The sequence below is a fragment of the Flavobacterium melibiosi genome (genome assembly GCF_048158545.1).
Taxonomy (GTDB): Bacteria; Bacteroidota; Bacteroidia; order Flavobacteriales; family Flavobacteriaceae; genus Flavobacterium; species Flavobacterium melibiosi.
In genome coordinates, this window is the sequence record NZ_JBLNKU010000012.1 from 39686 (window position 1) to 66649 (window position 26964).

The window sequence follows — 26964 nt, forward strand, 5'->3', positions numbered from 1 at the left end:
TTTAATTTACTTTGTAGACGCTACGCATTGCATGTACATCATTGCGTTCTTTTGTTCGTTGTATCGCCAATACTGATGTATTGTTATTAAAGCTTCGCAGAAACAAGAGCTTATCTTGCATATCAGCATAAACCTTGTCAATAGCTGCGAGTCTTTCATCATCAGACATTCGCAGTTTATTAGCCGAAATGACCAAGGTCAGCTCATCCAGATTTCTTAGGCTCTGCTTAAACAGTTTAGCATAAACCTTTTCGAGATAAGCAATTTCATCCGCATTGAAATTTCCACTGTTCCTGAAACGGGTAAATGCAGTCTTGTATTCTTTTACCAAAAGCACCTGAAAATGGACAATATCACCAACCCTCCTGTAATTTCGAACCGTCGGGCTTACCTGCATCAGCGCGTCAAGGAATGTTTCATGAAGGTTAAAATTTCCTTGGGATAGCTTTTTAACAGTGTTGTAGCCTCCATTAAGAATTTCATATCCCTTTTTCATATCTTTCAGAATCTGCTTGAACTGTGCTAGCTTTTCGACATTCAATAGCAACTGCTGCATTTCCTGTGATTGCGCAGAAACTTTATGCGGGAATACCATTCCCATCAGGATAATTCCTAAAATCAGTAGCCTTTTCATGGTAAATTGTTATTAAAGCCCTGCAACGCACGGCTGGTTTTAACATCCGTAGCCTCCTTGCCTCTTGATAAGGATATCAGTCTGGTTTGATTGCTAAAATCCTCGAAAAAAGTATAACTCTCCAGCATATTTTGATACAGCACATCAATTCGCTTCATTCGCTCGTCATCTTTCATTTCAAGATTTCCCTCTGTTACTATTACAATCAGTTCCTCTAAAGTACTTTCACAATTTTCAATTAAGCGTTCTAATACTCTTTTGATATAAGCTATTTCGTCGCCGTGAAATAAATCGTTTTGTCGGACTTGTCTTATTGTGCGACTGTAATTTTGCAAAATCTTTACTTCAAGTGATATAATCTCAGCTACTCTGCTATAGTTTTTTATTTTTGGGTTAATCTTCTTTAACGAATTGAAATAATCCTCATGAAGATTAAATTCACCTCGTTTAAAATTACCTATTGTATTGAGTCCTTTTTGAGCGATGGAATATCCTTTTTGAGCGTAGCCGATATACACCTTAAGGGCAGCAACCTGCTGTATCAACATTTTTCTTTGCTTTGCCTGTGCGTAACTATTTACATTTAAAAATCCTGTAAAGAGTAGCAATAGCACTATTTTTTTCATGACTTCAGGTTTTTAATTGGGAATTCCGTAAAATTTCTTTACTGCATTCACATCTTTTTTCGTTTTTGCTCTCTGAAGGCTTAATAGTATGTTCTGCCTGTTGAACAGCGAAAGGTCATTATAGTTGGAGTCAATCTTATCCGCTGTGGCATTGATGATTTCAAGCCTTTTGGCATCGCTCATCTGCGTGGTAAAAGAGTCCAATACTAAAAAGATTTGGTCAATATTTTTCATACTTTCATTCAGTATACCTGAGTATACTTTTTGCATATAGTCTAATTCGTCCGCATTAAAATGACCGTCTTGCTGGAACAGACCCCAAGCCCTTTCGTAATCCTTCACAAGCCGTACTTGCTTTTGGGTGATATCCCTGATGCGCTGGTAATAGGTAATAATGGATTTGACTTTCATCAGTTCATCATAGTAATTTTTATACAAGTCTTTTTGCTTCTGGGTCCATTCCGATATCTCATCCAGTTTTAATTTGGAGAGGGTATTTTCTAATTTTTTCTGGGCATTCTGCAACCATATTGTTTTGTTTTGTAGCCTTTGGATCCGAAGGTCAATTGCCAATATAACTTTCTTTACGGCTTCCTTAATCAATCCAATTATTGGAAAAGCCGCAACAGTTGCTGCCGGTCTTGCAGGAGTGCTTATAAGCAATAGGCATAGCAAGCCAACCATGATTTTTTTCTTCGCTTTCATAATTGTTTATTTTAGTTTATGTTTCTTATTTCATCTTCAAGCTTGCGCACGTAAATCATTGGCTAGGGCCGCTATCCCTTTTTTGATGTCGCCATCGAATTTTTTGGCGTATGCCTGTACTTTCACTTTTTCTGTTTCTTCTGTCGTGTAGGCAAGATATTCTTCAAGGGACACTTCCGTACGATACACTTTAGACAACATCCCTCCCAATGAGATAAATACTTCCTTATATTTTTTATCAGGGTCATTCGCTTTATTTACAGACAAAACCAATGCCTTTTCCTTTTCAGTAAGTCCCAGCAATTCTTGAATTTGGTCGAATTTATTTTGGTATTTACTCTGGTCCAGCAATATTTTACAATCGCTATTATTGATGATTGCCTGCTTAACTACAGGGGATGAAATGATATCCTCTACTTCCTGTGTGACTACTATTGCCTCTCCATAGAATTTTCTAACAGTCTTAAATAAATACTTTATATATTCTGCCATACCTTCCTTAGCAATAGCTTTCCAAGCTTCTTCAATTAATATCATTTTTCGGACCCCTTTTAGCTTACGCATCTTACTGATAAAGACCTCCATAATAATGATGGTCACTACTGGAAAAAGGATAGGGTGATCCTTGATATTGTCCAATTCAAACACAATAAATCGCTCACTTAATAATTCAAGATTTTCAGTAGCATTCAGCAGATAGTCAAATTCTCCTCCCTTATAATAGGGGCGTAAAACGTATAAGAAATTATTAATATCAAAATCTTTTTCCTTCACCTTATCTCCTTCTAACACCTTGACAAAATCGCCTTTCAGGAAATCGTAAAAACTGTCAAAACAAGGAAACAGTTCTTTGTTTGCTTCGAGCTTTTCATAATACAGCTGTAAAGCATTGGATAATGCAACATATTCGCTTCGATTGTATGTTTCATTGTCTTTTTTCCACAGCGCCAACAGCAAGGTTTTTATACTCTCCTTTTTCTCTGTATCCAGACTGTCACCTTCGCTAACGTAGAAAGGATTGAAACGTATGGGATTCTTTTCATCGTAGGTAAAATAATAACCGCCCACCATATCACACAACCCTTTGTAACTATGTCCAACATCTACCAGCACAATATGAGTTCCTTGTTCGTAATAGCTTCTCACCATATGATTAGTAAAAAAGGATTTCCCGCTGCCGGAAGGCCCGAGTATAAACTTGTTCCGATTGGTACATATTCCCATTTTTATAGGTTCATCACTGATATCCACATGCACCGGTTTGCCAGTCAAACGGTCACCCAAACGTATTCCTACAGGACTTAACGACGAACGGTATCCCGTTTCCATATTCAGGAAGCATACCGCCTGTTCCGCAAACGTATCAAAGGTGTCATTCATCGGAAAGTCTGCGGCATTTCCGGGAATACCAGCCCAATAAATTTGTGCAGCTCCAACGGTTTCCTGCTTGGCAGCCGCATCCATTTGTGCCAGTGCTGAAGAAACCTTGTTTTTTATATTTTTCAGTTCTTCTTTATCCGCTGTCCATGCCAATACATTAAAATGAGCTTTTACCGGTAAACGTTGTTGGCTAATCGCTTCGTTCAGAAAATCATTGGTAGCATCCCGCGCAATTAGATTCGCCCTGCTATAGGCAGATAGTGACTGCAATCGCAATCTTTTACTTTCCAACTTCTGTAACGTTTTTTGAGCATCCTCTATGAAAATGTACTGGGTATAAATATGACTGCAGGAAAGCAACTGTCCTAAGGTGGATGCAAAGCCAATACTAAATTTAGTCTTGTCTGTCGAGTACCTATCATAGTTAATTCTGGAACCGCAAAGAGCAGGAAGGTCAGCTGCATCACCCAGGGTATAAATTTGACAATATTTATCTCCAACCTGCAAGCCATCGTTGAAAGCGATATCTTTATAAACAAAAGAGTCTTCTTTTTCAGAAAGCGAGCAGTAACGCTCTATAATACCCATTTTTCTACTATGACTTCTGAGTTCGTCATTGCCCAGACGGGTTAATTTAACAAAACCACTGTCTTCCAATATTCGTCTGAATTGCCCGGTACTATCTATAAATTCCTGACGCAATTGCGACTTTAATGTTTCTTCGGGAACTATTGAACTTCTAAGTAAATTAGAGAACAAGGAACTGGATGTTTTCCTGCCTGCTGGTTTTTTGGTCAGTAAAATATAACAAGAATGATCCAAAAAAGGACGCTCGTTAAAAAACCGCTCACTGCTTCGTGCAAGGAAACTAGTGTCCTCATTAGTGAAATCAGCTTCAAACTTGCTATCAATAAACCAGTCTTGTTTATGAAATACACTGAACTTCGGAAGTAATTTTACAGCCTTAAGCCACGCTTGGTGGAATGCTTCATATTCTTGGTCTGACAAGGTAAATATCTCCGGTAACTCCGCCTTAAATACTACTGTTACATCTCCCTGTTTAGACAGGATACAATCATGCTCCACATCCATAATCGGTAAAATATCATTTATCATTTTTTCCATCTTCATCTTTACCTGTTTTAAATTTTTGGCCAAATGCTATTTTTTTATTTTGAAAATTTTCCTGCTCTGCGTTCTAATGGCTTTGGGTATTTGTCTTTTGGCTAAAGCTTTCATCATGCCATGTTCCCCGTATTTATGGCTCATTTTATAGACTTTCATGACCAGTAATGCTCCAGAAATACCTATGATCCCAATGCAGACAAGCGATGGCAAACCAATGATATACATAAAAGAAAAAATAAATAATAGAACTATAACACCACCGCCTAAATACCATATATACTGCGCTTTAAGCCCCTTGAATTCAATACTCTGATTAATACCTTTGTTGATTTGATACACACTGTTTGTCATAGTTAGTATTTTTAAGAATTGATACTTTTAAAGATGATATAAGAAGGGGGTGGTAATAATTCAAGTGATCACTTCTTATGATTGAATCCCGACTTCCCTGAATTAAGAATACATTTCCAAAAACTCACTATCAAACGGTGAACAATCGAGAAAAATTCAAATATTTAATAAAGGGTTTATTAAGATATTGGTATCTCTAACCTAAAGAAATTCTAAATATTTTGTTATTTAGTCGAGATAATACGATGTCGAATACCTTTAAATACCGAAGAAGGATTGAATTACAGTTGCCACAACAACAAGAAAAACGCAACTTCCAAACCAGGCTGCTGCAACTTTTCCAGTATCGGGGTCTCCTGCATTCCACTTTTGATAGACCTTGACAGCACCTATCAAGCCCAAAAGGGCACCTATAGCATACATTAGTTCGGTACCCGCATCAAAATAGCTTCGCACCTGCGCATTAGCCTCGTTAATTCCGGCAAGGCCGTCTTGCGCATAAGCTTGATAATTAGCTGCCAGCACTATAAGAGCAGTAGTGGCAATTCCTTTTTTTTGTTGAGTAAATTTTTTAAAATTCGAGAGACACTTTTTCATAACACATTATTTTAAAAATTCAAATAATTAGATAAAAAAGCGGAGGTTTAGCCGCTGTCTCAATACCTCTTTCCTGTCACATAAAACCATACCGCATGAGACGGACAGGGGCATTTCCTCCGCAATGTTGTATTAGTTTTTTTCATTCCATAACCCTTCCGCTTCCTGCTGGGTTAAATGGATAGATTCGAGTTTGTCACATTCGGAGACAATCAGTTCGCTGACTGAGGAGCGAAACGGAGAATTTTTTACAGATGGATATTCAATAAGAACCAGTCCAAGATAATCTACAAATTCCTGTTGGTGCAGTTTTCTTTGAGCCGCATCTGCGACAACATTTTTCAATCTTTCTACCAGATGATCTACATCCTTAAAAGTTTGGTCGGATTCTGTTAAATACGATTGTGATAAAGTACTGTCAGGAGATTCCTGATAACTTGAATTAGACGGGATTTCGGGATAACTTCGGAATTGAAACTTCCGTTTTCCCGTTGCGATATCTTTAATCTCAGCAAAGTAAAATCGTAATCCAACAAATAAATACCAACTTACTCCTAGCAGGACAACTACAACTATATAATTGCCCCATGAAATGTTTGTAAACATACGCTCATCATTTTTATCGTTCTACATTAGTTTTTCCAACACGGATAATTGAAACGTATTCCAAATCCGGGATGTTCATCATTACAGGGCAAAGAAACAATAACCTGTATAGCTCCACAAGTCCAACTTTTTGTTGTACCCCAATTGTTCCTTTTGTACCCTTAGCAAAATCAATAGAAAAATGTATAAAAAAATGCAAAAAACCTCCAAATAGGAGGCTTAATAAACGGTATAATTAAGAGAAATTTAAAACAGGCGGTACTTTTTAATATATTACATCATTGGCTATCGAAAAAAAAATTCTGATACGTGATTTTTTTTTAATGCCTTTAAAACCTCCACTTTTACAAAGAAAACCATTTTTTCACTAATTCATCTTCTAAAGGCTGTGCCTGTTTGTGTACAAACTCATTTGCAGTTGAATTGTAATTATAGTCTAAAGCCCAAGTTTTATGGTTTTCGGCCAAGGCTTTAATTCCATCACAAACCAATTCAATTTCAGCATTTGTGGTTGTGGGATGAATGGACATTCTGATCAAACCCGGTTTTCTGATCAAATCCCCCAGCGTAATTTCATCAATTAATTTATGGGAAGTTTCCTGGTCCACATGCAGTAAAAAATGACCGTAAGTACCGGCACAACTACAACCACCGCGAGTTTGGATTCCGAATTTATCATTCAATAACTTTACACCCAAATTGAAATGTAAGTCTTCTATAAAAAAAGAAATCACTCCTAACCTGTCCCGATGCTGACCCGCAAGGATTTTAATATTTGGGATATTCTCAAGGGATTCCAAAACAATAGTAACGATTTCATGCTCCCTATTCAAAATATTTTCAATTCCCATTTGTTCCTTCAACTGAATAGCCAAAGCGGTTTTTATCACCTGAAGAAAACCGGGTGTTCCCCCGTCTTCCCTATCTTCAATATTATCGATGTATTTGTGTTGGCCCCAAGGATTTGTCCAGCTTACCGTTCCTCCTCCAGGATTATCGGGAATCAAGTTTTGATATAATTTTTTATTAAAAACTAAAACACCGGAAGTTCCTGGTCCTCCAAGAAATTTATGGGGTGAAAAGAAAATTGCATCCAAATAACTTTCGGAATCTTCGGGATGCATGTCTATTTTTACATAAGGACCTGAACAGGCAAAATCTACAAAACAAAGTCCGTTATGTTGGTGCATGATTTTAGCGACTTCATGATAAGGTGTCCTAATTCCGGTAACGTTGGAACAAGACGTTATTGAAGCAATTTTAAAATTTCTCTCTTTATATTTTTCTAATAAAACTTCGAGATTTTTTATACTAAATAATCCATCTTCAGATGAAGGAATAACGGCAACATCAGCTATCGTTTCTAACCAAGACGTCTGATTGGAATGGTGCTCCATATGCGAAATAAACACAATCGGTTTCTTTTCAGCTGGAATATTAATGAAATCCTTTAGGTTTTCTGGTATTTTTAATCCCAGAATTCGTTGAAATTTATTGACAACGCCTGTCATTCCTGTTCCATCAGTAATTAAAACATCATCGTTATTGGCATTCACATGCTGTTTAATAATATGTCTCGCCTGATGATATGCTTTAGTCATTGCTGTTCCCGAAACCGTAGTTTCAGTATGGGTATTGGCTACAAAAGGACCAAACTCATTCATCAACTTTTCCTCAATAGGACGGTACAAACGACCACTGGCGGTCCAATCCGTATAAATAATTTGTTTTTTTCCGTAAGGTGATCGAAACTCTTGGTTAATTCCTATTATATTCTGACGAAATTTTTGGAAATAAAGTTCTAATTGTGTTGGTGTTTCAATTGTAGTCATTGCAATTTAATTTAACTCAAAGGTATTATTATTTTATGAAATTGAGAATGTAGCAGCATCCGCAATCTTTACTTTTTGAATATTAGATTTTTTATCATCTTCAGAAGTGGATAAGGAATAAGGCGCTATTCAATTAATATTCTTTTATCTGCTTAATCATACGTTCTAATGTTTCAATCACGATTTTCTTGTCTCTTTCTTCTGCAACGTATGATTTACTGCGCATTGAATCATAAGAAAGGTCAACTTTGTTAGGCGTTGATAAGAAAGGCACTATTGTTTTAAAGACATGGTTCATTGATTTGGCAATGAGAATTTTTAATTCATCAGAGGCTCGCAACAGTAACGCAGTCTGGTCTGTTGAAAGTTTGCATAAAACTTTGTCGTTAGTAGTACCAATTACCGATGTTTGATTCTGTTTCTTATCCATACTTTGCAGAGGAACAACTGAAAAATGCAACTTCTTCTCTAGATACATCATTTCATGTTTAAACCAATCGCTTAAGACTGTTTTCAAATCTTGATGATGTGGGTTTAGGATTACCCCATCCTTACTATGAATCTGATTGAATTCTTTAAAATAAAATAGAAGATTTTCCATCTTGCCAGCGGCATTTTCACAACAATTTATTTTGTCTGCCACGCACTTTGTAAAATAGTTTATAAATGTCCTACTATTAAAATTCATGTAAATTAAGATCTCATCTACTGCTGAGTTGGCTCGGTCTTCATTCTGCATAACTTTTAGTAATTCTAATTCTTTGATCAATTGCTTCCTGTACAGCACTTGTCGAAATGTGACCTTTTCATTTCTTTTGGAGTTCACGAAAGAATACAAACTATCAAAAAGTATAGTAGTAACCTTTAGATTATTTATAGCAGAAGTGGAGCTGTTTTTCAATTTGTCAATTTTCTGTTTCAGTTTCTTTTTGGATACAACCAGATAGGTTGCAGGTACTCGCAGATCTAAACTTAAGTAATCTGAGAATCGAGTTTCTATAAAAGATAACAGTTCATCAAAACACGAGATTAATGTGTTTATCACTTGCTTTAAATCAAATCTTTCAAACGCAACATTATGGCTTCTTTCGATAACACTATCTAAGAAGATTATTAAGGAGGAGTGATAGTTCCCAACGATAATCTTAATTTGCTTTTCCTTATTAAGAGAAAAAACTTTGATTTTAAATTCAGATTGAATAAATGATGTTTGCTCTATTGTCTTTTCAATAATAGCCTTTGACTGGACTGTTGTTATTTCATTAACATCGGTTTTGCTAGGATTCAGGGTGAAAGTTACCAGTAAATCTAGCCATTCTAAAAGATAGGTCTGATTCATACTTCTTACTTTTATTTACTAAATAGTACTTTCGACTTATTATCAAAAGCACACTAATCAATATTGCTAGAATATTTCTAACCTATAGATTCTACGATTCAATAGATATTTAACCTTAAGCGATATTCCGATGGAGACATCGAAGTGTATTTTTTGAAAAAATTGCTAAAAAAAGAAATATTGCTAAATTGTAATTCTTCCATAATATGCAAAATGGTCAAATCTTCGTTTTGAAGTAAGATCTTTGTCTCCAAAACAAGTGCTTCTTCAATACACTGCTTGGTCGTTTTTTCAGTTACTTCCTTAACTGTTTTGGTAAGGTGACCAGTCGTAATAAACAAAGCATCAGCATAAAACTTTACACCGTGTTGTGTCTTGCAATTACTTTCTAAAATTCTAAAAAATTGCATAACAATTGTTTCTTTTCTGGTGTACCTTATTTTAATATACCGGGAGTATATGCTATATATGCTTGCTAACTCATACAGTAATAGATTAAAACTAAAGAGCACTACCTCATTTTTAAAAATGTGCTCGTTTGAACTTCTTCTTTTACTATCGATCAATTTAAATAAATCAATTAGTAGTACTGCATCTTCACTTTTAAGAGAAACCTTAGAAGGGACTTTTGTAACAAAAAATTCAAAATACCCTACATACGGTCTCCTTATACTGTTTTTAAAAATAAACGCTGAGGGAAATGACACCAAAGAAATCTGAAGTTGATCACTTCTTTTCAAAACTTTAAAAGAAGTCCTTGTTGGAATCACTATAATTTCATTTGCAGATAGATGAATCTCTGTATCTTTTGTTTTGATACATAAATAACCGAAGTTCACTATCAATATAGAAAAACAGTTCTCCTTAAATAGTTCTTGACATGAAATTTTAGATAAAATATTTTCATGAACACGGACTACCAAACCTAAAGGGCTATATTTTGAATTTTTATCTACCAAAATAATATTTTTTGCTAAAATTTTAATTTATAGAATCAATGAATGCATTACCTCTTACTTTACTTCATCTATTTTTTGCAGGATTCTGATAAAGTAATTTCGCTAACAATGCAACTGAAACAAACAATAAATTTGAAACTGTGGTTCCGAAAAACAGAAATGCCAAATTCCGTGGGTTACCACTTTTTATCTCACCATTTGTGAGATAACCAATTATTTCATCGTAGCTCAATAAGTCTACGATGAAATAAAGGCTAACTAGATTGAAGAGAATCAAAGACACTGTAAACACGTATATTATTTCCTTTTCAATCAATAGGATTCGATGCATCATCAGTCAGCTACAAGATTGTTTATCACAATCCCTGTTATAAGTGATCTGCTAATGGCAGTAAATGAATTATCGATAGCGCCACTAACTCCGCCAACACGGTTACCAACACTTGACTCCCAATCTTCATCATGGGGCGGCTGCTTATCAGAGTAGAGTGAATATCTGGCTATAGAGGACGTGGTGAGGATTATTCTCTTATCCTCGGCGCTAAAATTAGCATTGGTCATCACTGCGGATTCATACGAAATTATGGATTGATAGATCGCTCCATACTCCTCGTTTTCCCATAAAAGTGCAGCGTTCATAAAACTGGAAAGACTAATTTTTGCTGCATTTGTCATGGACGAGTTTGAAATGGCTTCCTCCAATTTAGCCTCTGGATTATTTATAATCTCTTGTATCTCTTCAAAATTATCAGACAGGTTCGGTTCTAAATTTAAAAGCGCCACATCGCTATTGCCAGCTGCGATAGCGTGAACCTGTTCGCTAATTTGTGCAATTGTACTGTATTGATAATTCCCTGCCGAATAAGTCTCCAGTAGGTCATTATGTAACTTGCCGGCGTAGTCATAAACGTTCTCCGGATTTTCAGGGGTCAAGCTTTGCACCAGGCTTGCCCATTTTTCTGATTTCTTGTCGCTTACTTTACTAACAATACTGTCAGCTGTATCAAAATTATCAGTGGTACAGGAAATAATTAGTAATGGTAAAATCACTAATCCTAATGAAATATTTTTCATGATTAAAATGTGTTAAATGGTACTGAGTACTTTTATTCGTCAGTTCATTTCACCCGGGTAAGCAGAACTTTAATCTGGCACGATACCAAATATTTTTTGCTTTTGAATTCAAGGCAAAGCTAGAAGTCGAATTTCGACCTTGCAACACATCCCCTATGGGTTTCCAAGAATTATGGTATGGATTTTCTGGAAATCCACACTCCTTTTTTATAAAAAAAACCAGCATTATCAATTGTTTATAGTACATTTGAGGTAATTTCTTTCAAAATACCCCAAGACCTTTTTGTTAGCATTGCCCTGTGCTCAAAAATGATTTTATAGAGAAAATAGTTCCCCATTTCTTATTTAACCTATGATTAAAAAATATCTATTTATACTATCTCTTTACTTAGGAAATCCAGTTTGTGCACAGCAAAATGGATTTAAAATCCCCGATACACTTCGAAGTAAGGATTATGATTATCTGTTTGAACACATAAAAGCCTTAGAAGATGGCAGTGTAAAACAATCACTGTATCTTCAATCCTTTTTACAGAAAGCTAAATCAGAAAAAAAACCGGAGCAGATCATAAACGGGTATAAAAATTATGTCCATCATTCGCCCGAAAATTTAAAACTGGTCTATGCAGACAGTATGATTTATACTGCAAAAAAATCGATGGATAATGCCTTGATTGGTTCCGCCTATCTTTCAAAGGGAATTGTATACTATGCTCAGAAAAAACATGATTATGCATTAGACAATTACCTAATTGCAAATAATTTCATTTCTAAAACCAACGATCAGTATTTAACCTACAAGGTAAAATATAGTATTGCCCATATAAAATACTATCTGGGATTTTATGATGAAGCAATAGCATTATTCAGGGAATGCATCGCTTATTTTAAAGGAGAAAATCCCAGAGCTTATTTAAATTCACTTCATTCGCTGGGGCTTTGCCACAACAGAATTGGCAATTACGGTTTATGTACAGAAACAAATGCGAAAGGTATTCTAGAAGGGAAAAGATTGGCTAATGATGAAATGAAGCACTACTTCATTCACTCGGAAGGGATTAATCAGTATTTTAAAAATAATTATGCTTCGGCTATTAAAAAAATAACCTATTCACTACCTGCTATTCACGAGAACGAAGATTTCGCAAATGAATCCGTAGGCTATTTTTATATCGGAAAAAGCTATTGGGATCTAAAGAAGCCCCAAATGGCACTGCCATATTTCATAAAAGTAGATCAGTTTTTTGAAGACAAAGGTTACATTCGTCCCGATCTTCGCGAGAATTATGAATTATTGATAAACTATTATAAATCGAAAAACAACCCAAAAAGTCAACTCCATTACATTGGAAAATTACTTAAAGCGGACAGTATCTTACATACTAAATTTAAATATCTATCCGGTAGAATTCACAAAGAGTATGATACCAAAGAATTGGTGATAGAGAAGAAAAAAATCGAAAACCTATTAGATCAGAGAAAGTATAATGACTTCATTTTTACGGGTATAATAGCTCTTTTATTTTTTTTTCTGCTATTTATTGCCTCTAGACATATCAGGAACAAGAATATGTACAGACAAAAGTTTGAGGAACTAATGAAGAAAAGTGAGGTTAAAGTTGAAGCCAAAAATAAAGTTGAAGTCAAAAATATAACTAATGGAATAGCAGAGATAAATCAAGATACTGTTGCTGCTGTGTTGAAACAATTGGAAAAGTTTGAAAAGGATAAAAAATTTCTCGAAAAAGATTTGACAGCAGCAAAGCTTACGGTAGCTTTTGGTTCAAATGCAAAATATCTTTCAAAAATAATTTACCATTACAGAGGGAAAAAATTCACAAAGTACATCAATGATCTAAAAATTGATCATATCATTTCATTATTAAAAGAGGATAAAAGAATAAGGAATTACACTAACATGGCTTTAGCCGAAGAAGCCGGTTTTAGCAGTACACAACGTTTTGCAAATGCTTTTTCTTCCAAAACGGGAATGCCTACCTCCTATTTTATTGAAGAACTCAAAAAAGTGCAGTCCAAAATTAATGTTGGAAATTCTTATACCAATTAATAGATATCTTTTGATTTAGTTTCTAGCAGTCTCCTAACTAAAAAAAATGACAATGATGCATTATGCTGTAGAAATAATAATAAAAAGCCTGTTCATTTTATAAATATCTTTATTATTCGATTAAAATTTTAAGCAAGTACAATATCAAATAATCTTTAAAGACAGTTATTCATAAATAAATCATTAAAAATCATGCGATGTAAACTCACAAACCATCATTTTTTTAGCATTATACCAAATAATACTTGCTTAATTCAGTTACCCAAGGATGATCCGGAGCTATCGATTTTAACCGGTTTGCGTAACTAACCATTCTTGGTGTGTCAAAATTTTCTTGACATATTTTTATTATAGTTGTGAGAGCAACAATTTCATAGTCACTTTCCATAATTTCATCAGCAAACTTCTCATAGAGTCTTATCGCATCAGAATGCCTTTTATCACTTCTTAATTCAGAACATTTCAAAATGGCATCTTCAGCATTAATGTATTCGTAATTATCGATTTCGTCACCCGATCCTCTGAATAATTGTTTAAAAAAATCTTTCATATTCCTGTTTAAATTATTTATAAAAATTGCCAAACTCATAAAACAAAGTAATCTCAAAACAAATGCCTTTTTAATTCTTTTCCCTTAATTTTCCATCTTCAAAACCCCTTAACTCTGTTTAGATAGAACTGAATATTCCCTATGCGCTATAAGATGGGTATGACATAAAAAATTTTTTCTTTTTTTGGAAACAGCAAGCTGATGTTAAATTGCTCAACACACAATTTTTCCTTTACGCAATTGTTCCGTAATTTTAGAAACTCTTTTAGTTTGTGTCTTATTTAGTGTAACAAATTCAATGAAAAGGACAGCAATAATTATAGCTATCACTAGGAGTATTTTCTTCACAAATAATTAATTTAGAGAATTAATTATCCGAAAGTAGGACGTCAGCTATCAATAAAAAAACTTCAGCAACAACCTTTAACAAATGAGGTAGTTTAACAACAAACTATGTTAAAATTTGGATCGTAGCAATACCAAATATCTTTAATTATTGCCATACTAGCTTAAAAAAGCAAGTGAGGCTAAGTAGATTTTGCGATATAAACTGGATCCTAAAAATTCTGATTTAAGCTCCAATAAAAAAAGTACTATCGAACGAATTACCTCCTAAAAACATCCCGAAACTGATATAACAAACGTTCTGTCAACCTTAAATCTTCAGTAACAATTTCAGCACTTCCAGACATTTCTTGCTGAAATGGAATTGTTTTATGATAAGAGGTTTCCAGTTTTTTTGGTAAAACTACATCAATCCATAAATTCCCGTCTTTATCAGGTGTTAATGATATATTCTTGATTTTACCATTCAACATTCCGTATTGACTGTCCGGAAAATTAGTTAATCGAATATTTACGGCTTGACCTACTTGTATTTTTCCAGAATTTAGCGCTGGCGCTTTCAACTTTCCAATATACCCTTTTTCTAAAGTAGGAATTACAGCAAAAATAGCATCACCCGCAGTAATAGTTTGATTGGCTGTCCAGATTTGTAAAAAAGAAACTTTACCTGTAACCGAAGATTGTAATACATATGCTAATTCCCAATCTTTTATTACTTTTTTCAACTGATAAAAAACTGGTGTTTAATGATTTTATTAAACGCCTCAATTTTAGAGTTCGAAAAAGGAATGTCTTTTTGGGCAATTAAGTGTTTGACGTCTTGGCCGGTAGTGGTTAGGAATTCTTGAACCGTACTGTTTACATTTTCCACACCGCCATCGGTGACAAAAGTCATGGGTTCTTTGTTTTTGTGTTTCAAATATGCTTGTTCCAACAAATCTCTAATGGCTTTTGGGCTGGAACTGTTTTCAATTCTATATCCTAGAATCATTTTAGAATAATGATCCATCAAAAAATGAATGTAATATTTTTTGTCATCTGCCGTTTTCAGTATCGTTACATCGGCACACCAAATTTCATTGGGTCTATAACTGGTAAGAGAGGAATATTTATTTTAGACTGTAAATTCCTTGAGGTATTGTAGCCTAATAATTTGCTATACTTGTCAAGTGGTCAAACTAAAAGAAATTTCTTTGCTGCGTAATGCCAACAAGTAAACAGAGGATTTAGACCAATGAAGATGGTCTTCATTTTCCATCTATTTTTTGATTTGAAAAATTTCCTTTTTTAATAGTTCATGCGGATATTGTTTGACACACTACAAAAAATACGAAGAGTCGCATTTATTAATAACAAGTACTTTATAATTGTGATAGGTAGCTCTGGAAATATTGAAGGCTTTTAATGCACTTTCAACGGGAACTATATCTTTTACCATTTCGACGGCATTTACCAATTTTTCTTTTTGTAGTGCCATTTGTCGTTTGATTCCTTTTACTGCGCTGATAATCTCATGATAGGTATCAGAAAGTTTGAAATAAGCTTCCATGACTTTTTTTGCATTTTTAGATTCTCCAGTCCGTTTTATGAATTCTAATTCTTCTTTTATAAAATTGGCTACTTCGCAACCGAGGTACTTGTCGGCTTATTTGTTTTGGGAATTTTGGCTTTTATGGTATTGGGCAAGTTGTCGAATAATCCGTTTCTGATATAATGTTTGACATTGGTTGAAATACGAGAAGATGAATAGATCATAAAAAAAATGCGTCATAAATTGTCTGACAATAATATAAAATTAAAAAATAGGAAACTATTTGCACCTAACACCGGTCAAAATAGAAAAACCCAATACCAAAAATTTACTCTAGCATTAGGCTTTCCTTTTTCTATTCCAAAACATCGGACACTTTTGATCACTCAACAACACTATAACATTTTCAACACAATACCTTAAATGGAACGCTTTTTTAAAAAAGAATCGTGTGAGAAGCTGTGCACTTTGTAGCGGAATCATGGCGACCTTTGCAGCGGAATATCCATAAAACACCTGAAAGTCTAAATTTTTCAGACGCTTATTATGGTTCGAAATATCAAATAAATGATCTTTATCATTTATTAAGTAAAATAAGATTGAATATTGTTAATTTTTAACTGAAGAATAATATTCTAACAACAACATAAATACTTGCAATGTTAAATATTATAACTATTAATCCTAATACATTTAACTTTTCAGGAATTTCTCCAAATATTGTTTTTTTCATTTTTTTAATGTCCTAATTCTAGCTGATTTTTTACTAAATTAAAATATTTCCCTTTTAAATTAATCAATTCATTGTGAGTACCTCTTTCAACTATCTTAGCTTTCTCGAGCACAATAATTTGATTGGCATTGATAACCGTGCTTAGACGATGCGCAACTACCAGTATCGTTTTTCCCTTAAACTGTTTTTCTATATTACTAACAATCATTTTTTCATTTTCAGTATCTAGTGAATTTGTTGCTTCATCAAAAAAAATATAATCTGGATTTTTGTAGATAGCTCTGGCAATGAGTATTCGTTGCTTTTGACCTTGACTAATACCTATTCCTTCCTGACCTATTATTGTTTCGTATTTCATTGGTAACTCTTCTATAAATGACTTTATATTTGCATTTTCAACTGCAAGAAGTAATTTATCTGGGTCATGATTTTCACTTAGGGTAATATTAAAAACAATTGAATTTGAAAATATAAAGCTATCTTGAAAAATAACACCACATCTGCTTCGCCAACTTGCATCATCAATATCTTCTATACTGGTTTTATTTAATTTAATTAATCCTTTTTGTGGGCTATAAAACTTTAATATTAACTTAATTAAGGTAGTTTTTCCACTACCACTTAAACCAACAACTGCAGTAGTACTGCCTTCTTCAATTTTAAGATTTATATCATCTAAAACATTTGTAATTCCGTTATAAGAAAAAGATAAATCTACCAATTCAATACTACCATTATTAAAGACTTTGCTTTTTGTAATACCATTAAATTCGTCAGAGATACTATTAATTTCATTTAATCTTGTTATACTCACCATTAATAACTGATAATTTAAAATACAATTTATTAATTGTGTTACGGGGGCATTTACAACTCCTATAATGAACACGATGGACATCATTGTTCCAATAGATAAGCTTTCATTTATCACCGACAATGCACAAGAAAAAGTTATTAAAAGTGAAGTAAAAAATGATATAAAGCGATAACTTTCATATCGTTGATTTAATTGAATGTTTTTAGTATTCACATTAAAAAGCTCTAGTTGGATTTTCTGCCATTCTTCTCTTTTTAGATTTTCTAAATTATTTAACTTAATTTCTTGCATACCGGTTAACAATTCAATGTTTTTACTTTGTTCTTTACCAGCCAATTTAAATTTGATTTTATCTAAAATTTTAATTCTTTCTAAGAAAATAAAAATCCAGGTCAATTGCAGAGTGTTACCTATAATAAAAATACAAAATACTGATAAACTGAAATGTAGAAGAATTAGACTAAAAATAATTAGACTAAAGAATGCAAATACACTTTTCAATAAGTCCTCTGTCAAAAATTTCTCAATTCTTTTAAGGTCTTCAATGCGTTCAAGTAAATCTCCAATAGTTTTTGAAAAGAAAAATTTAATAGGCAAATCCATCAATTTCATTAGAAAGCTAGAAACTAAACTTAAATTAATTCTTGAACTAATATTTATAAACAACCAAGATCTATAGAATTCATTAATTATTTTGCTGACAAAAAGAACTATTTGCCCAATTAGAATTAAATAAAGAAATGATATATTTTTCAACCTCACTCCTTTATCTATAATTTTTTGTGTAAAAAATGGAAAAAAAAATTCTGTAATGGATGATAATAATAGAATAATAACCAATAGATAAACCTGCTTTTTATAATCCATTAAATTTCGTAATACAAAAAGCAGACTTTTTCTTTGTTTATTTTTTTCTGTTTCGTGATGTAGTGTTAACTCTTTCCTAGGCTTTAATAAAAAAATAATCCCTTTTTGGCTATTTCCCTTCCAACCTTTTAAAAATTGTTCTTTTTTATAAATCAAACGACCAATTCCAGGATCGCTTACATATACCTTATCTTTAGTTATTTTGTATACAACAATAAAATGATTATTACCCCATAAAAATATAGCGGGTAAAATAACATTGTCCTTAATTTCATTGAAATCAATTTCTACAAATAAGTTTTCATAACCTATTTTCGAAGAAACTTTTTCTAATTCTGATAATAACAAACCTTGTCTTGTAAGATTACTTTCTATGAAGATTTGATTACTAACAGCTATATTTACACCATAATACTTACTAACTATTCTAATACAAGTTAGCCCACAATCCGAAGCATCTAATTGTTGAATAAATGGAAATTTTTTTAATTTCATAATTAAATCTGTAAACTAATAGAATCATTTTTTTAATATCATAAAACATTTGTAGATAATTCCTGTTTACTCTTTTTAAAAGATTCCAATTTTGCAATATATTTGGGTTCAGGAATAGTAGGCAGATTATCATCAATAATTTTTAAGGCATTTTCATAAGTTAATTTAGAAAGCCCAGCTCGTAATACCAGTTCTTTTGGTAGAGTATCTATGACAGAATTTTGAATATGCGTTATTAGTCTCAACAAATCGTCACAATATATTGTTGGATTATTAAAGCCATTTTTAGAACTATATCTATGTGGTAGATATCCGCCACCGCAAATTTCCTGAACTGGGCAAGCAAGACATTTTTTTGGCAGATATTTTCCTGAATTATAATAAACATCTATTAAGTCAGATTTACTTACCTCATCAATTTCATGGGTGTTAATATTTATGCCATTTTTTGTAAATGAGTCTCCACATAATTTTAAAACATCTACAGCTTCTAAACCTCCGTTTGTTTCTAGTACCAAAACATTATTTTCGCTTACTCCCAAAGAATCAATGCCTATTTTTTCACCCATTATTTCTTTGATTATCATATCAAAAAAACGTATTTTAAATTTTTGTTCATCATTAAACCATTTGTCAAAAACATCGATATACCATTGGGCAGGAGTTGTATTGCTACTAAGTATAGATTCATGACTATCATGATTTGCATCTAATAGTAAGACATCGACAGATTTTAACTCTAGACTTTTAAAATGATCGTAATATTCATCTGGATTAATATTTAGATTCATTACTGATAAAATACCTGTATTAAAATTATTGTTTTTCAATATATTCAATCCTTTTATAACATCATCATATGTACCATTTCCTTTTTTATCAACTCTATACATGTCATTTTCTTCTTTTGGCCCATCTAAGCTAATACCAACATGTACACCATGCTCCTTAAATATATCGCACCATTCATCATCTAAAAGAATTCCATTTGTTTGTACAGTGAAACTAACTTGAATATTATTTTCCTTTATTATGTCAAAATGTTTTATAAAACTCACAAAGTCTGATTTTTTCATTAGTAAAGGTTCACCGCCATGAATAATAATTCCAAGGGTGCTTAACTTCGTTTTTTGCAAATGGATAAGTATTTTTTTTACAAAATTTTTAATAGTTTTTTCTTCAATAAATTTCGGTTGTGATTTATAAGACAAGTCACCTAGATTATACATATAACAATATGAACAATTTATATTGCATCTACTGGCTACTTTTACAACAATTTTATTAATTCTCATATTTTATATTTTAATTTAAGAAATGTATTTTAAACAAAAGCAAACCGTCTAAAAATAGACGGTTTGCTCGTTTATTAAGCTTGTGTCCAAATAGCTTCGGCAAAATCAACTTTTGCCCAATTAGGAGCTTCTTTTCCCCCAGAAAATTGGGAATTAGTAACATCTAATGCAGCTTTTTTTAATACTGGATTTTCAATCAGACTAACTGAATTCTCTAATGATTTGAAATCATCATTGTTTAATTTAAATTTCATAATATAATTTATTTAATGTTAGTGACTGTTCTTTTTAAGTCGTAAAGTCAATATTGGACTGGCTTGCAAGCTTTATTTAAATAAGTTAATATCTATTTAGTTCTTTTCTCTTCTTCCTTATTACTAAATTCTCTTTTGTCATCCTTAATTGATTTACCAAATTTATAAACTGCTGAAAGTCTAATTTTTTGAGTATCCTGATAATCAAATTTTCCCTGTTGAATATTATTTATATTATTGCTAAAAGTAATTGCACTTGTTTTAAATATATCAGTGATTGTTATTGATAACTGTAATCTCTTATTCAATAGTTCTTTTTTAATCCCAGCATCAAACTTGTAATATCCTGTAGTTTTATAGCTATTAGAAACTGAAGCAGATTGGTAGGTGAAGTTTAACTCTGCTTTAAGTGTTTTTAAACTGTTAAGAGTAAAATTGTTGTAACTAGATAAATACATAGATAATCCTTCAACAACTGGAAGTGTTTGCTTTAAACTTGATCTGGTCTTAGTGTAAAAAATATTTATGCCATTGTTGCTTTGCCAACCCTTTATCTTATTAAAAGTGTAATTCTCGGAAATACCAAATCTTTTACTGGTAAAAAAATTAAAAGGTTTGGTATATTGATAATTCAGTACATCATTTGTAAAAGTAATTTGATCAATACCTTTAGTTATGTAATTAAAAAAAATTGAATGATAAAAGTCGCCCTTTACACATGATAATTCAATATTGTTACTAAAATAAGGCCTTAAATAAGGATTTCCTTCTGTATAATTGGTCGAAGTAGAGTAAATTCTAAATGGGTTCAATAGGTTATAAGAAGGCCTTTCTATCCTTCTACTATAGCTTAGTGAGAATGTGGCATCATTGTTTGTTTGATAGGTCAAATAAAAAGAAGGAAACAATTCGGTATAATTATTTTTATAACTATTCCTTAATTCAGCTAATGAACTCTTAGTTGTTGTGTTTTCTAATCTTAGCCCTAATTGAATATTCCATTTTTTTGATAATTCCTTATTTACTGAAGCATATAAGGCATTATTGTTTTCTTCATAAAAAAAGTGATTACTCTTTTCAGAATCTAAAACAAACCCATTGGAATAAATGTCATAGAATAAAGTTTCATTATCATTTTTAGTAAAAGACAATTTTCCTCCCAATGATAGATTAACCAGCTGTAAAGGCAAACTAATATCAAATTTTGATGAATAAATTTTAATAGTTTGAAAACCATCGTTAATGGCAAAAAAAGAACTATTAGGTTTTAAGTCTCCATTTTGAAAAAATGTATTAGTATTAAAATTGTTATTAACAGAATAATTATATTCAAAGTAGTCCAGATCAAACGAAATTTTCTTACCAATTGTGTCAAGTTTAGTTATTCCGTGAAAGTTTAATGAATTGGCTTTTCTATCAATATTTTTAATCGAGGATGTTACAATTGTAGAATCTAATTGATTTGAAATTTTATTATAAATCTGCGAATCATTTTTAGATTTTATATCCGATTGATTTAGTGCCCCGTTATACTCAATGCCAATAGATGTAGCAGGTGATATTTTATAATCTAAAGCGATTCTTGCACTATTACTTTTTCGAGCATTCTTTACAATGTAGTTTTCCTTCCAAGTGTATTTCTGATAAAAAATATCATATTTCTGTAAAGGAGCAATTATACCGTCAGTAAAATCAAAATTAGAAATAACCGTTAGCTTATTTTTTTGGTAATTAATACCGGCACCAATATTTTCTGTTCCATATTTTGCTTGTGTATATGATGTTTTAATATTTCCATTAAAGAAATCTTTTTTAGTTTTTTTAAGTATAATATTTATCAGACCACTATTTCCTTCAGCTTCATATTTAGCAGGAGGCGTCGTAATAGCTTCTATTTTCGATATATTTTCAGATGGAATTGACCTGAGTAAATTAGATAAATCATCTCCTGAAAGTTGAATTAATCTATCATCAATCATGACAGATACTATGGATTTTCCAACAATCGATATAGAATTCTCTCCAACTATTAAACTAGGCATCGCTTTTAGAGCATCAAATGCATCACCTCCAGAACCTACAATAGAATTCTCTACATTAAAAACCAATCTGTCAACTTTCTTTTCAATAAGTTTCTTTTTACTCATTACCACCACTTCCGCTAAATGTTGTTCATTTTTGGTAATAGTAATAGTCCCTAGATTTAAATCCTGTAGCGCATTAATTTTTTGTTTCCATAAAATGGTTCCCAGCTGTCTTATTTGCAAAAGATAATCTCCTTTTTCTGTTAATAAGGCGAATTCACCATTGATATTGGTCAATTCGCTTTTTAAAGCAATAGAATCTTTACTTAAAATAAGGACTTCTGCAAGTTCTATAGCCTTGTTTTTTTGATTGACAATTTTACCCGTTACTTTTATTTGAGAAAATAATGTAATGGGTATAAATAATAGTATTAGAATAATTAAAAAAAAACTTTTATTCACGGTTATAGTCTTATTAATACTTGTTTTTTTGTGCAATGTTGCTCTTATAAATTTCGATTTCTCATCATCTAGTTTTCCTCTAATATTATTAATGAACATAAATGTCTATGTGGCATGAATAAAAGTAAAATTACCCATGCCGAAAGTATAAAGAAGAAATGAAATAGAGATACAGCGAAAACAACCTTTAACAAATGAGGTAGTTTAACAACAATCTATGTTAAAATTTGGATCGCAGCAATACCAAATATCTTTAATTATTGCCATACTAGCTTAAAAAAGCAAGTCAGGCTAAGTAGATTTTGCGATATAAACTGGATGCTAAAAATTCTGATTTAAGCTCCAATAAAAAAAGTACTATCGAACGAATTACCTCTTAAAAACATCCCGAAACTGATATAACAAACGTTCTGTCAACCTTAAATCTTCAGTAACAATTTCAGCACTTCCAGACATTTCTTGCTGAAATGGAATTGTTTTATGATAAGAAGTTTCCAGTTTTTTTGGTAAAACTACATCAATCCATAAATTCCCGTCTTTATCGGGTGTTAATGATATATTCTTGATTTTACCATTCAACATTCCGTATTGACTGTCCGGAAAATTAGTTAATCGAATATTTACGGCTTGACCTACTTGTATTTTTCCAGAATTTAGCGCTGGCGCTTTCAATTTTCCAATATACCCTTTTTCTAAAGTAGGAATTACAGCAAAAATAGCATCACCCGCAGTAATACATTATTCTCTTCTGCATCAAACTCATTTTGAAAAAATTTAGGAGTAGGATCAAATAATAATGCAATACCTTCTTCTGTGGTTTCATCAGCATTATTCCCAATCCAAAATTTCAAAATTTCTTCAGTAGTGTATTCCATTAGTCCAAATGCTGGATCAGAAACAAAATACTGTCCTTTTTTAATTTTATATATAACAACATAGTGATTTTTATTCCAATGCAGTATAGATGGAAGAGGCACTTCTCCAAGTTTTTTTAAACTTAGTTTTACCCCTAGTGTTCTAAAACCTATCATTTCAGCGGCATCACTTATCAACAGCAGGTTACTGCCATTACGACTTGTTTCACTAAAATCTCGCAGTTCCTGAATATTTATTGTTTTGCCATAGTATTTTGCTATTATTTTTAAGCAGGTAGGACCGCAATCTTTTTTGTCGGATTGATGATAATACGGAAATTTTGTCATTAATTTACAATTATATCATCATCATAAATTGTTTTGTCATTATCTGTTTTTACAAAAACATGGTATTTACCAATTGGCAATTCAAAATTAATTTCTTTTCCTTTAGGAATCATTAAAAAGCTTTGAATTGGAATAGCCAAGTTCTTCATTAAATCAAATTCTTTAAAATCAATTATTTCAATTAAAACCTCTTTATTTTTATAGTCAGAAAATTTCGCATCCTTAATAATTGTTTTTTTGAATATTACATTCGGGAATATTATTTTTAAACTTGGTTTCAGGTTGTTAACCAAAAAATAATCAGCAGAGGATTTGACTTTTGTTGTATCATTAAAATATTTGCGTGGCAATAAGGTCAAGTCTTGTTTGGTATCTGCACAAATAACTGTTTGATTGATTGTTATTGGGTTAATTCCAGACAATTCTTTAAAATATTCTGCCATCCAGTTTTTCTTTTCGTTTTTCTTTTCTATATGGTTATGACCTACATATACAAAAATTTTAGCTTTAGGATCTTTCTCTAAAATTTTCATAATATTTTTTGCTTGACCCATTTCTCTATCACCCCCTTTATCAACGTTTTCATGTCCTGAAACAGTAAACCCTAAAGCTATTGCCTTTCTGATAAAATGAGCAAAATAAGGCTCGTCAGTATAAATTCCATTATGATAATTTGGAGTTGACTCCTTTTCATTACTTGTTATATTAAATCCTTCTAATGATAAATAATTATATCCGTTAGCTTTTAGGGTTTCTAATAATTCCATCGCAAATAATCTATGCTTAGGATAGTAATGATCTTCATTAAGCATAATAACTTGGTTTTCTTTTGCTATTTCTGCAATTTTACCAAAAACAGCATTGTCTTTGTAAACATCCTCTTTGTTAGATAAATCGACAATCAAAGAATTAAAATTTTGTTTACGTTCTTTTTCGTAACTTACAATTAAAGAATCATACAGTTTATTGTTAGACATTGAAGAATTAACCGTTGATAGGAATTGAAATTTATCATCATTACCTCCTTTCGATTTTAAAGGTGCTGTTTCCAACTTTTTACTTGCAAAAAGAGGATTGGGATGGACAGAAGGGAAATTTTTTGCAAATATGGATACAAATGACATTTTGCTTGTATTCAACGAGTCGATAGCTATTTTATTCAATAAATCAGTAACAAATATCGAAGGGGTATTATCCTTAGCCGCATTGGTTTTTACTAATCCTAATACTTTCCTTTTCCCTTTTTGTTTTTCAAAAAAGAAAGTATTGTTTACCGTATCAGACACTACAGTTTTCCTATTGTTTGGATTAATACTCGATGACGGTACATTTTTGTAGAAAAAGTAGATCTCAACGCCTTTTTCTTTGCAATCAGCAACTAAGAAAAGATCTTTTGGCGATATTTTATTGCTCTTTAATAATTGTTTAAATTCTTTTTCTTTATCAGAAGAAACTTCTCTGAATTGAACATTTTTATCAAAATCAATCCCCACTTTCAAAGAATCATTGTAAAAATAATTTCTATTGAAATAATTATTTTCAGGCAATTTACTTTTACTGGAGCTGCAAGAAATTAATAGCAACAACAGTAATAAATGAGAGAATCTATACATTATTCCAAAGGTTTTTATATGGGTCATAATTACATTTTGTTTTAGTTGAATAGAATATATCCGTTTCTTTTTCTTTAAACGGAATACTACCATCTGGACAGATATAGCGAAATTCACAATCCTTGCAGACCAAAATTTTATCTTTACTAATTGCCCAAAATTTTTTTACCTCTTCATTATCAACAACTTCATTCAAATCAGTAATGTCAATATTGCCAAAAATAGATTGATCCTCATTATGGCGTTTTATGTCCCCATTACGGTCACGAATTTTCAATGAAATTAGAATCATGTGAAAAAGAGGTAATTCCTTGCATCAACTCTTCGTCATTAATTCTTAAAACTGGCGTCTTAAAAAAATTTAACCATTCAATAACTAAATCGGTATCTCTATCGCCAGGTTTGCTTAATATGAGAATCATAAAAATGTTTTATAAAAATATTTAGGCATAGATACTATGCCTAAATATTTAAGTTAAAATAATTGTTAAATCATTTTCTTATGATTAATCTACACCATCATAATCATTACCTACTTGGCCTCTAACCGCACACCATGTTTGAGCATCTGCAGGCGCAGTACCTCCATAAATAGTATTAATCTCAACTTTTTCACATTCGAAATCTTCTAATTTTTTCACATTTTCAAAAACGAATAACGGATAATTTTTACCAAACATATAAAGAAGAAATGGAATGCGGATACCGTGAAAACAACCTTTAACAAATGAGGTAGTTTAACAACAAACTATGTTAAAATTAATGGAATATTAAATAAACCCTTGCTTAATGGCCTCTTTCACCAAACCAGTATCATCAGTCACCTCAAAAACTTTTTTCATGCGGATGATGCGCTTTTGGATAGCGCTTGTTGTAAGGTGAATAATACCCTCCAACTCTTTTATTTTAAATCCTTTTGACAAATACAAAAGGATTTGACGATTGTGATCTTCAATCATTAATTCCTTTTTCCATATTTCATTGATACAGCTTTTTACCATGGGACTCTGATATTGGTCGCCTGCTATTATCGTCATTACAGCTTGCTGCAATTTCTCCGGAGTGATATCATTTTTTATGATAAGTCCTTCAGGTCGTATTTTCTTAGCGATGTCATACACGATGATAACTTCAGTATGTGCGGTAATCATAATAATTTTACAATTGGGCATCTTTTCTCGTATCAAAATAGCTACGTCACTACCAGATAAAATAGATTTAGCCTCATAACCCGGCAAGCCTTTATCAATGATGGCTATATCAAATAGTTTTTTGGGAGAAGATTTTCTTGACAAGATTGTATAGGCTTCCTCGCAATTATACGCTTTTGTGAAAACGGGTTGACATAGTCCAAAAGGAGCTGTTAAAAGGGCATTAACATATCCCGCTACAGTCATGGGATGATCGTCTACTATAAATATATTCATGAATTAGGCTATTTAACTTTAACAAAATAGGCAGTTTTTCTGCAACAAAA

The 26964-nt window shown here is 32.2% G+C and carries 26 protein-coding genes and 1 pseudogene; 1 reads left to right on the top strand and 26 read right to left on the bottom strand.

Annotation, left to right across the window (positions count from 1 at the left end; translation table 11 throughout):
- Position 1: 1 nt before the first annotated feature.
- The 11 genes from ACM55F_RS14180 to ACM55F_RS14230 form a co-directional block, all read right to left on the bottom strand.
- A complete protein-coding gene (locus ACM55F_RS14180; protein WP_416854464.1) occupies positions 2-634 on the bottom strand; it encodes a TerB family tellurite resistance protein in 633 nt (210 codons plus the stop codon).
- On the bottom strand, positions 631-1260 hold the full coding sequence (locus ACM55F_RS14185) for a hypothetical protein (RefSeq protein ID WP_416854466.1): 630 nt from the start codon (positions 1258-1260) through the stop codon (positions 631-633). Before ACM55F_RS14185 ends, ACM55F_RS14180 begins: the two co-directional genes overlap by 4 nt.
- Before the next feature lie 12 nt (positions 1261-1272).
- Positions 1273-1965 carry a conjugal transfer protein TraI gene (locus ACM55F_RS14190; protein ID WP_416854467.1) on the bottom strand — a complete coding sequence of 231 codons (693 nt, stop codon included), beginning with the start codon at positions 1963-1965 and terminating at the stop codon, positions 1273-1275.
- 36 nt (positions 1966-2001) lie between these two features.
- Positions 2002-4476 carry a TraG family conjugative transposon ATPase gene (locus tag ACM55F_RS14195; protein WP_465245388.1) on the bottom strand — a complete coding sequence of 825 codons (2475 nt, stop codon included), beginning with the start codon at positions 4474-4476 and terminating at the stop codon, positions 2002-2004.
- Positions 4477-4506: 30 nt separating this feature from the next.
- Positions 4507-4824 carry a DUF4133 domain-containing protein gene (locus tag ACM55F_RS14200; RefSeq protein ID WP_416854468.1) on the bottom strand — a complete coding sequence of 106 codons (318 nt, stop codon included), beginning with the start codon at positions 4822-4824 and terminating at the stop codon, positions 4507-4509.
- 258 nt (positions 4825-5082) lie between these two features.
- Positions 5083-5421: a DUF4134 domain-containing protein gene (locus tag ACM55F_RS14205; RefSeq protein WP_416854469.1), complete on the bottom strand. Its 339-nt coding sequence runs from the start codon at positions 5419-5421 to the stop codon at positions 5083-5085.
- Between the two features lie 132 nt (positions 5422-5553).
- Positions 5554-6027, bottom strand: a complete 474-nt coding sequence (locus ACM55F_RS14210) for a hypothetical protein (protein WP_416854470.1) — start codon at positions 6025-6027, stop codon at positions 5554-5556.
- Between the two features lie 344 nt (positions 6028-6371).
- A complete protein-coding gene (locus ACM55F_RS14215; protein WP_416854472.1) occupies positions 6372-7859 on the bottom strand; it encodes an aminotransferase class V-fold PLP-dependent enzyme in 1488 nt (495 codons plus the stop codon).
- A 133-nt stretch (positions 7860-7992) separates the two neighbouring features.
- Positions 7993-9198 (bottom strand): hypothetical protein, encoded by a 1206-nt coding sequence (locus tag ACM55F_RS14220; RefSeq protein WP_416854474.1) that lies wholly within the window; start codon positions 9196-9198, stop codon positions 7993-7995.
- A gap of 98 nt (positions 9199-9296) precedes the next feature.
- A complete protein-coding gene (locus ACM55F_RS14225; RefSeq protein ID WP_416854475.1) occupies positions 9297-10157 on the bottom strand; it encodes a helix-turn-helix domain-containing protein in 861 nt (286 codons plus the stop codon).
- Between the two features lie 333 nt (positions 10158-10490).
- A complete protein-coding gene (locus ACM55F_RS14230) occupies positions 10491-11231 on the bottom strand; it encodes a hypothetical protein (protein WP_416854477.1) in 741 nt (246 codons plus the stop codon).
- A gap of 352 nt (positions 11232-11583) precedes the next feature.
- Here ACM55F_RS14230 and ACM55F_RS14235 point away from each other — a divergent pair, with 352 nt between their 5' ends.
- The gene (locus tag ACM55F_RS14235) at positions 11584-13299 is read left to right on the top strand and encodes an AraC family transcriptional regulator (RefSeq protein WP_416854479.1); all 1716 of its coding nucleotides are present in this window, start codon (positions 11584-11586) and stop codon (positions 13297-13299) included.
- A gap of 229 nt (positions 13300-13528) precedes the next feature.
- On the opposite strand, the gene ACM55F_RS14240 is transcribed toward ACM55F_RS14235, so the two are convergent.
- The 15 genes and pseudogenes from ACM55F_RS14240 to ACM55F_RS14310 form a co-directional block, all read right to left on the bottom strand.
- Positions 13529-13849, bottom strand: a complete 321-nt coding sequence (locus ACM55F_RS14240) for a hypothetical protein (protein WP_416854480.1) — start codon at positions 13847-13849, stop codon at positions 13529-13531.
- A 605-nt stretch (positions 13850-14454) separates the two neighbouring features.
- On the bottom strand, positions 14455-14919 hold the full coding sequence (locus tag ACM55F_RS14245; protein ID WP_416854481.1) for an HlyD family secretion protein: 465 nt from the start codon (positions 14917-14919) through the stop codon (positions 14455-14457).
- A pseudogene (locus ACM55F_RS14250) lies at positions 14916-15272 on the bottom strand (DDE-type integrase/transposase/recombinase); the annotation flags it as partial. The pseudogene ACM55F_RS14250 and the gene ACM55F_RS14245, both read right to left, overlap by 4 nt.
- Before the next feature lie 240 nt (positions 15273-15512).
- Entirely contained in the window at positions 15513-15743 is a 231-nt protein-coding gene (locus ACM55F_RS14255; protein ID WP_416854482.1) for a hypothetical protein, read from the bottom strand.
- 719 nt (positions 15744-16462) lie between these two features.
- Positions 16463-18637 carry a peptidase domain-containing ABC transporter gene (locus tag ACM55F_RS14260; RefSeq protein WP_416854483.1) on the bottom strand — a complete coding sequence of 725 codons (2175 nt, stop codon included), beginning with the start codon at positions 18635-18637 and terminating at the stop codon, positions 16463-16465.
- A gap of 38 nt (positions 18638-18675) precedes the next feature.
- On the bottom strand, positions 18676-19932 hold the full coding sequence (locus tag ACM55F_RS14265; RefSeq protein WP_416854484.1) for a radical SAM protein: 1257 nt from the start codon (positions 19930-19932) through the stop codon (positions 18676-18678).
- 74 nt (positions 19933-20006) lie between these two features.
- Positions 20007-20186: a hypothetical protein gene (locus ACM55F_RS14270; RefSeq protein WP_416854485.1), complete on the bottom strand. Its 180-nt coding sequence runs from the start codon at positions 20184-20186 to the stop codon at positions 20007-20009.
- Positions 20187-20278: 92 nt separating this feature from the next.
- Positions 20279-22771, bottom strand: coding sequence for a TonB-dependent receptor domain-containing protein (locus tag ACM55F_RS14275; RefSeq protein ID WP_416854486.1), 2493 nt, complete (start codon positions 22769-22771; stop codon positions 20279-20281).
- 270 nt (positions 22772-23041) lie between these two features.
- Positions 23042-23344 (bottom strand): HlyD family secretion protein, encoded by a 303-nt coding sequence (locus tag ACM55F_RS14280; RefSeq protein WP_465245389.1) that lies wholly within the window; start codon positions 23342-23344, stop codon positions 23042-23044.
- A 32-nt stretch (positions 23345-23376) separates the two neighbouring features.
- Positions 23377-23874, bottom strand: coding sequence for a cysteine peptidase family C39 domain-containing protein (locus ACM55F_RS14285; protein WP_416854488.1), 498 nt, complete (start codon positions 23872-23874; stop codon positions 23377-23379).
- On the bottom strand, positions 23874-25514 hold the full coding sequence (locus tag ACM55F_RS14290; protein WP_416854489.1) for a hypothetical protein: 1641 nt from the start codon (positions 25512-25514) through the stop codon (positions 23874-23876). Before ACM55F_RS14290 ends, ACM55F_RS14285 begins: the two co-directional genes overlap by 1 nt.
- Positions 25480-25779, bottom strand: a complete 300-nt coding sequence (locus ACM55F_RS14295; protein ID WP_416854490.1) for a hypothetical protein — start codon at positions 25777-25779, stop codon at positions 25480-25482. The genes ACM55F_RS14290 and ACM55F_RS14295 overlap by 35 nt, the downstream gene beginning before the upstream one ends.
- The gene (locus ACM55F_RS14300; RefSeq protein ID WP_416854491.1) at positions 25751-25909 is read right to left on the bottom strand and encodes a hypothetical protein; all 159 of its coding nucleotides are present in this window, start codon (positions 25907-25909) and stop codon (positions 25751-25753) included. The genes ACM55F_RS14295 and ACM55F_RS14300 overlap by 29 nt, the downstream gene beginning before the upstream one ends.
- 84 nt (positions 25910-25993) lie before the next feature.
- Positions 25994-26167, bottom strand: a complete 174-nt coding sequence (locus ACM55F_RS14305) for a hypothetical protein (protein ID WP_416854492.1) — start codon at positions 26165-26167, stop codon at positions 25994-25996.
- 90 nt (positions 26168-26257) lie between these two features.
- On the bottom strand, positions 26258-26914 hold the full coding sequence (locus ACM55F_RS14310) for a response regulator (RefSeq protein WP_416854493.1): 657 nt from the start codon (positions 26912-26914) through the stop codon (positions 26258-26260).
- Positions 26915-26964 lie beyond the last annotated feature (50 nt).

Excerpts from the sequence above, each read along its gene's own strand:
- ACM55F_RS14180 (WP_416854464.1), bottom strand. The coding sequence starts at position 634 with ATGAAAAGGCTACTGATTTTAGGAATTATCCTGATGGGAATGGTATTC.
- ACM55F_RS14185 (WP_416854466.1), bottom strand. The coding sequence starts at position 1,260 with ATGAAAAAAATAGTGCTATTGCTACTCTTTACAGGATTTTTAAATGTA.
- ACM55F_RS14190 (WP_416854467.1), bottom strand. The coding sequence starts at position 1,965 with ATGAAAGCGAAGAAAAAAATCATGGTTGGCTTGCTATGCCTATTGCTT.
- ACM55F_RS14195 (WP_465245388.1), bottom strand. The coding sequence starts at position 4,476 with ATGAAGATGGAAAAAATGATAAATGATATTTTACCGATTATGGATGTG.
- ACM55F_RS14200 (WP_416854468.1), bottom strand. The coding sequence starts at position 4,824 with ATGACAAACAGTGTGTATCAAATCAACAAAGGTATTAATCAGAGTATT.
- ACM55F_RS14205 (WP_416854469.1), bottom strand. The coding sequence starts at position 5,421 with ATGAAAAAGTGTCTCTCGAATTTTAAAAAATTTACTCAACAAAAAAAA.
- ACM55F_RS14210 (WP_416854470.1), bottom strand. The coding sequence starts at position 6,027 with ATGTTTACAAACATTTCATGGGGCAATTATATAGTTGTAGTTGTCCTG.
- ACM55F_RS14215 (WP_416854472.1), bottom strand. The coding sequence starts at position 7,859 with ATGACTACAATTGAAACACCAACACAATTAGAACTTTATTTCCAAAAA.
- ACM55F_RS14220 (WP_416854474.1), bottom strand. The coding sequence starts at position 9,198 with ATGAATCAGACCTATCTTTTAGAATGGCTAGATTTACTGGTAACTTTC.
- ACM55F_RS14230 (WP_416854477.1), bottom strand. The coding sequence starts at position 11,231 with ATGAAAAATATTTCATTAGGATTAGTGATTTTACCATTACTAATTATT.
- ACM55F_RS14235 (WP_416854479.1), top strand. The coding sequence starts at position 11,584 with ATGATTAAAAAATATCTATTTATACTATCTCTTTACTTAGGAAATCCA.
- ACM55F_RS14240 (WP_416854480.1), bottom strand. The coding sequence starts at position 13,849 with ATGAAAGATTTTTTTAAACAATTATTCAGAGGATCGGGTGACGAAATC.
- ACM55F_RS14255 (WP_416854482.1), bottom strand. The coding sequence starts at position 15,743 with ATGGAAGCTTATTTCAAACTTTCTGATACCTATCATGAGATTATCAGC.
- ACM55F_RS14260 (WP_416854483.1), bottom strand. The coding sequence starts at position 18,637 with ATGAAATTAAAAAAATTTCCATTTATTCAACAATTAGATGCTTCGGAT.
- ACM55F_RS14265 (WP_416854484.1), bottom strand. The coding sequence starts at position 19,932 with ATGAGAATTAATAAAATTGTTGTAAAAGTAGCCAGTAGATGCAATATA.
- ACM55F_RS14270 (WP_416854485.1), bottom strand. The coding sequence starts at position 20,186 with ATGAAATTTAAATTAAACAATGATGATTTCAAATCATTAGAGAATTCA.
- ACM55F_RS14275 (WP_416854486.1), bottom strand. The coding sequence starts at position 22,771 with ATGTTCATTAATAATATTAGAGGAAAACTAGATGATGAGAAATCGAAA.
- ACM55F_RS14285 (WP_416854488.1), bottom strand. The coding sequence starts at position 23,874 with ATGACAAAATTTCCGTATTATCATCAATCCGACAAAAAAGATTGCGGT.
- ACM55F_RS14290 (WP_416854489.1), bottom strand. The coding sequence starts at position 25,514 with ATGACCCATATAAAAACCTTTGGAATAATGTATAGATTCTCTCATTTA.
- ACM55F_RS14295 (WP_416854490.1), bottom strand. The coding sequence starts at position 25,779 with ATGATTCTAATTTCATTGAAAATTCGTGACCGTAATGGGGACATAAAA.
- ACM55F_RS14300 (WP_416854491.1), bottom strand. The coding sequence starts at position 25,909 with ATGATTCTCATATTAAGCAAACCTGGCGATAGAGATACCGATTTAGTT.
- ACM55F_RS14305 (WP_416854492.1), bottom strand. The coding sequence starts at position 26,167 with ATGTTTGGTAAAAATTATCCGTTATTCGTTTTTGAAAATGTGAAAAAA.
- ACM55F_RS14310 (WP_416854493.1), bottom strand. The coding sequence starts at position 26,914 with ATGAATATATTTATAGTAGACGATCATCCCATGACTGTAGCGGGATAT.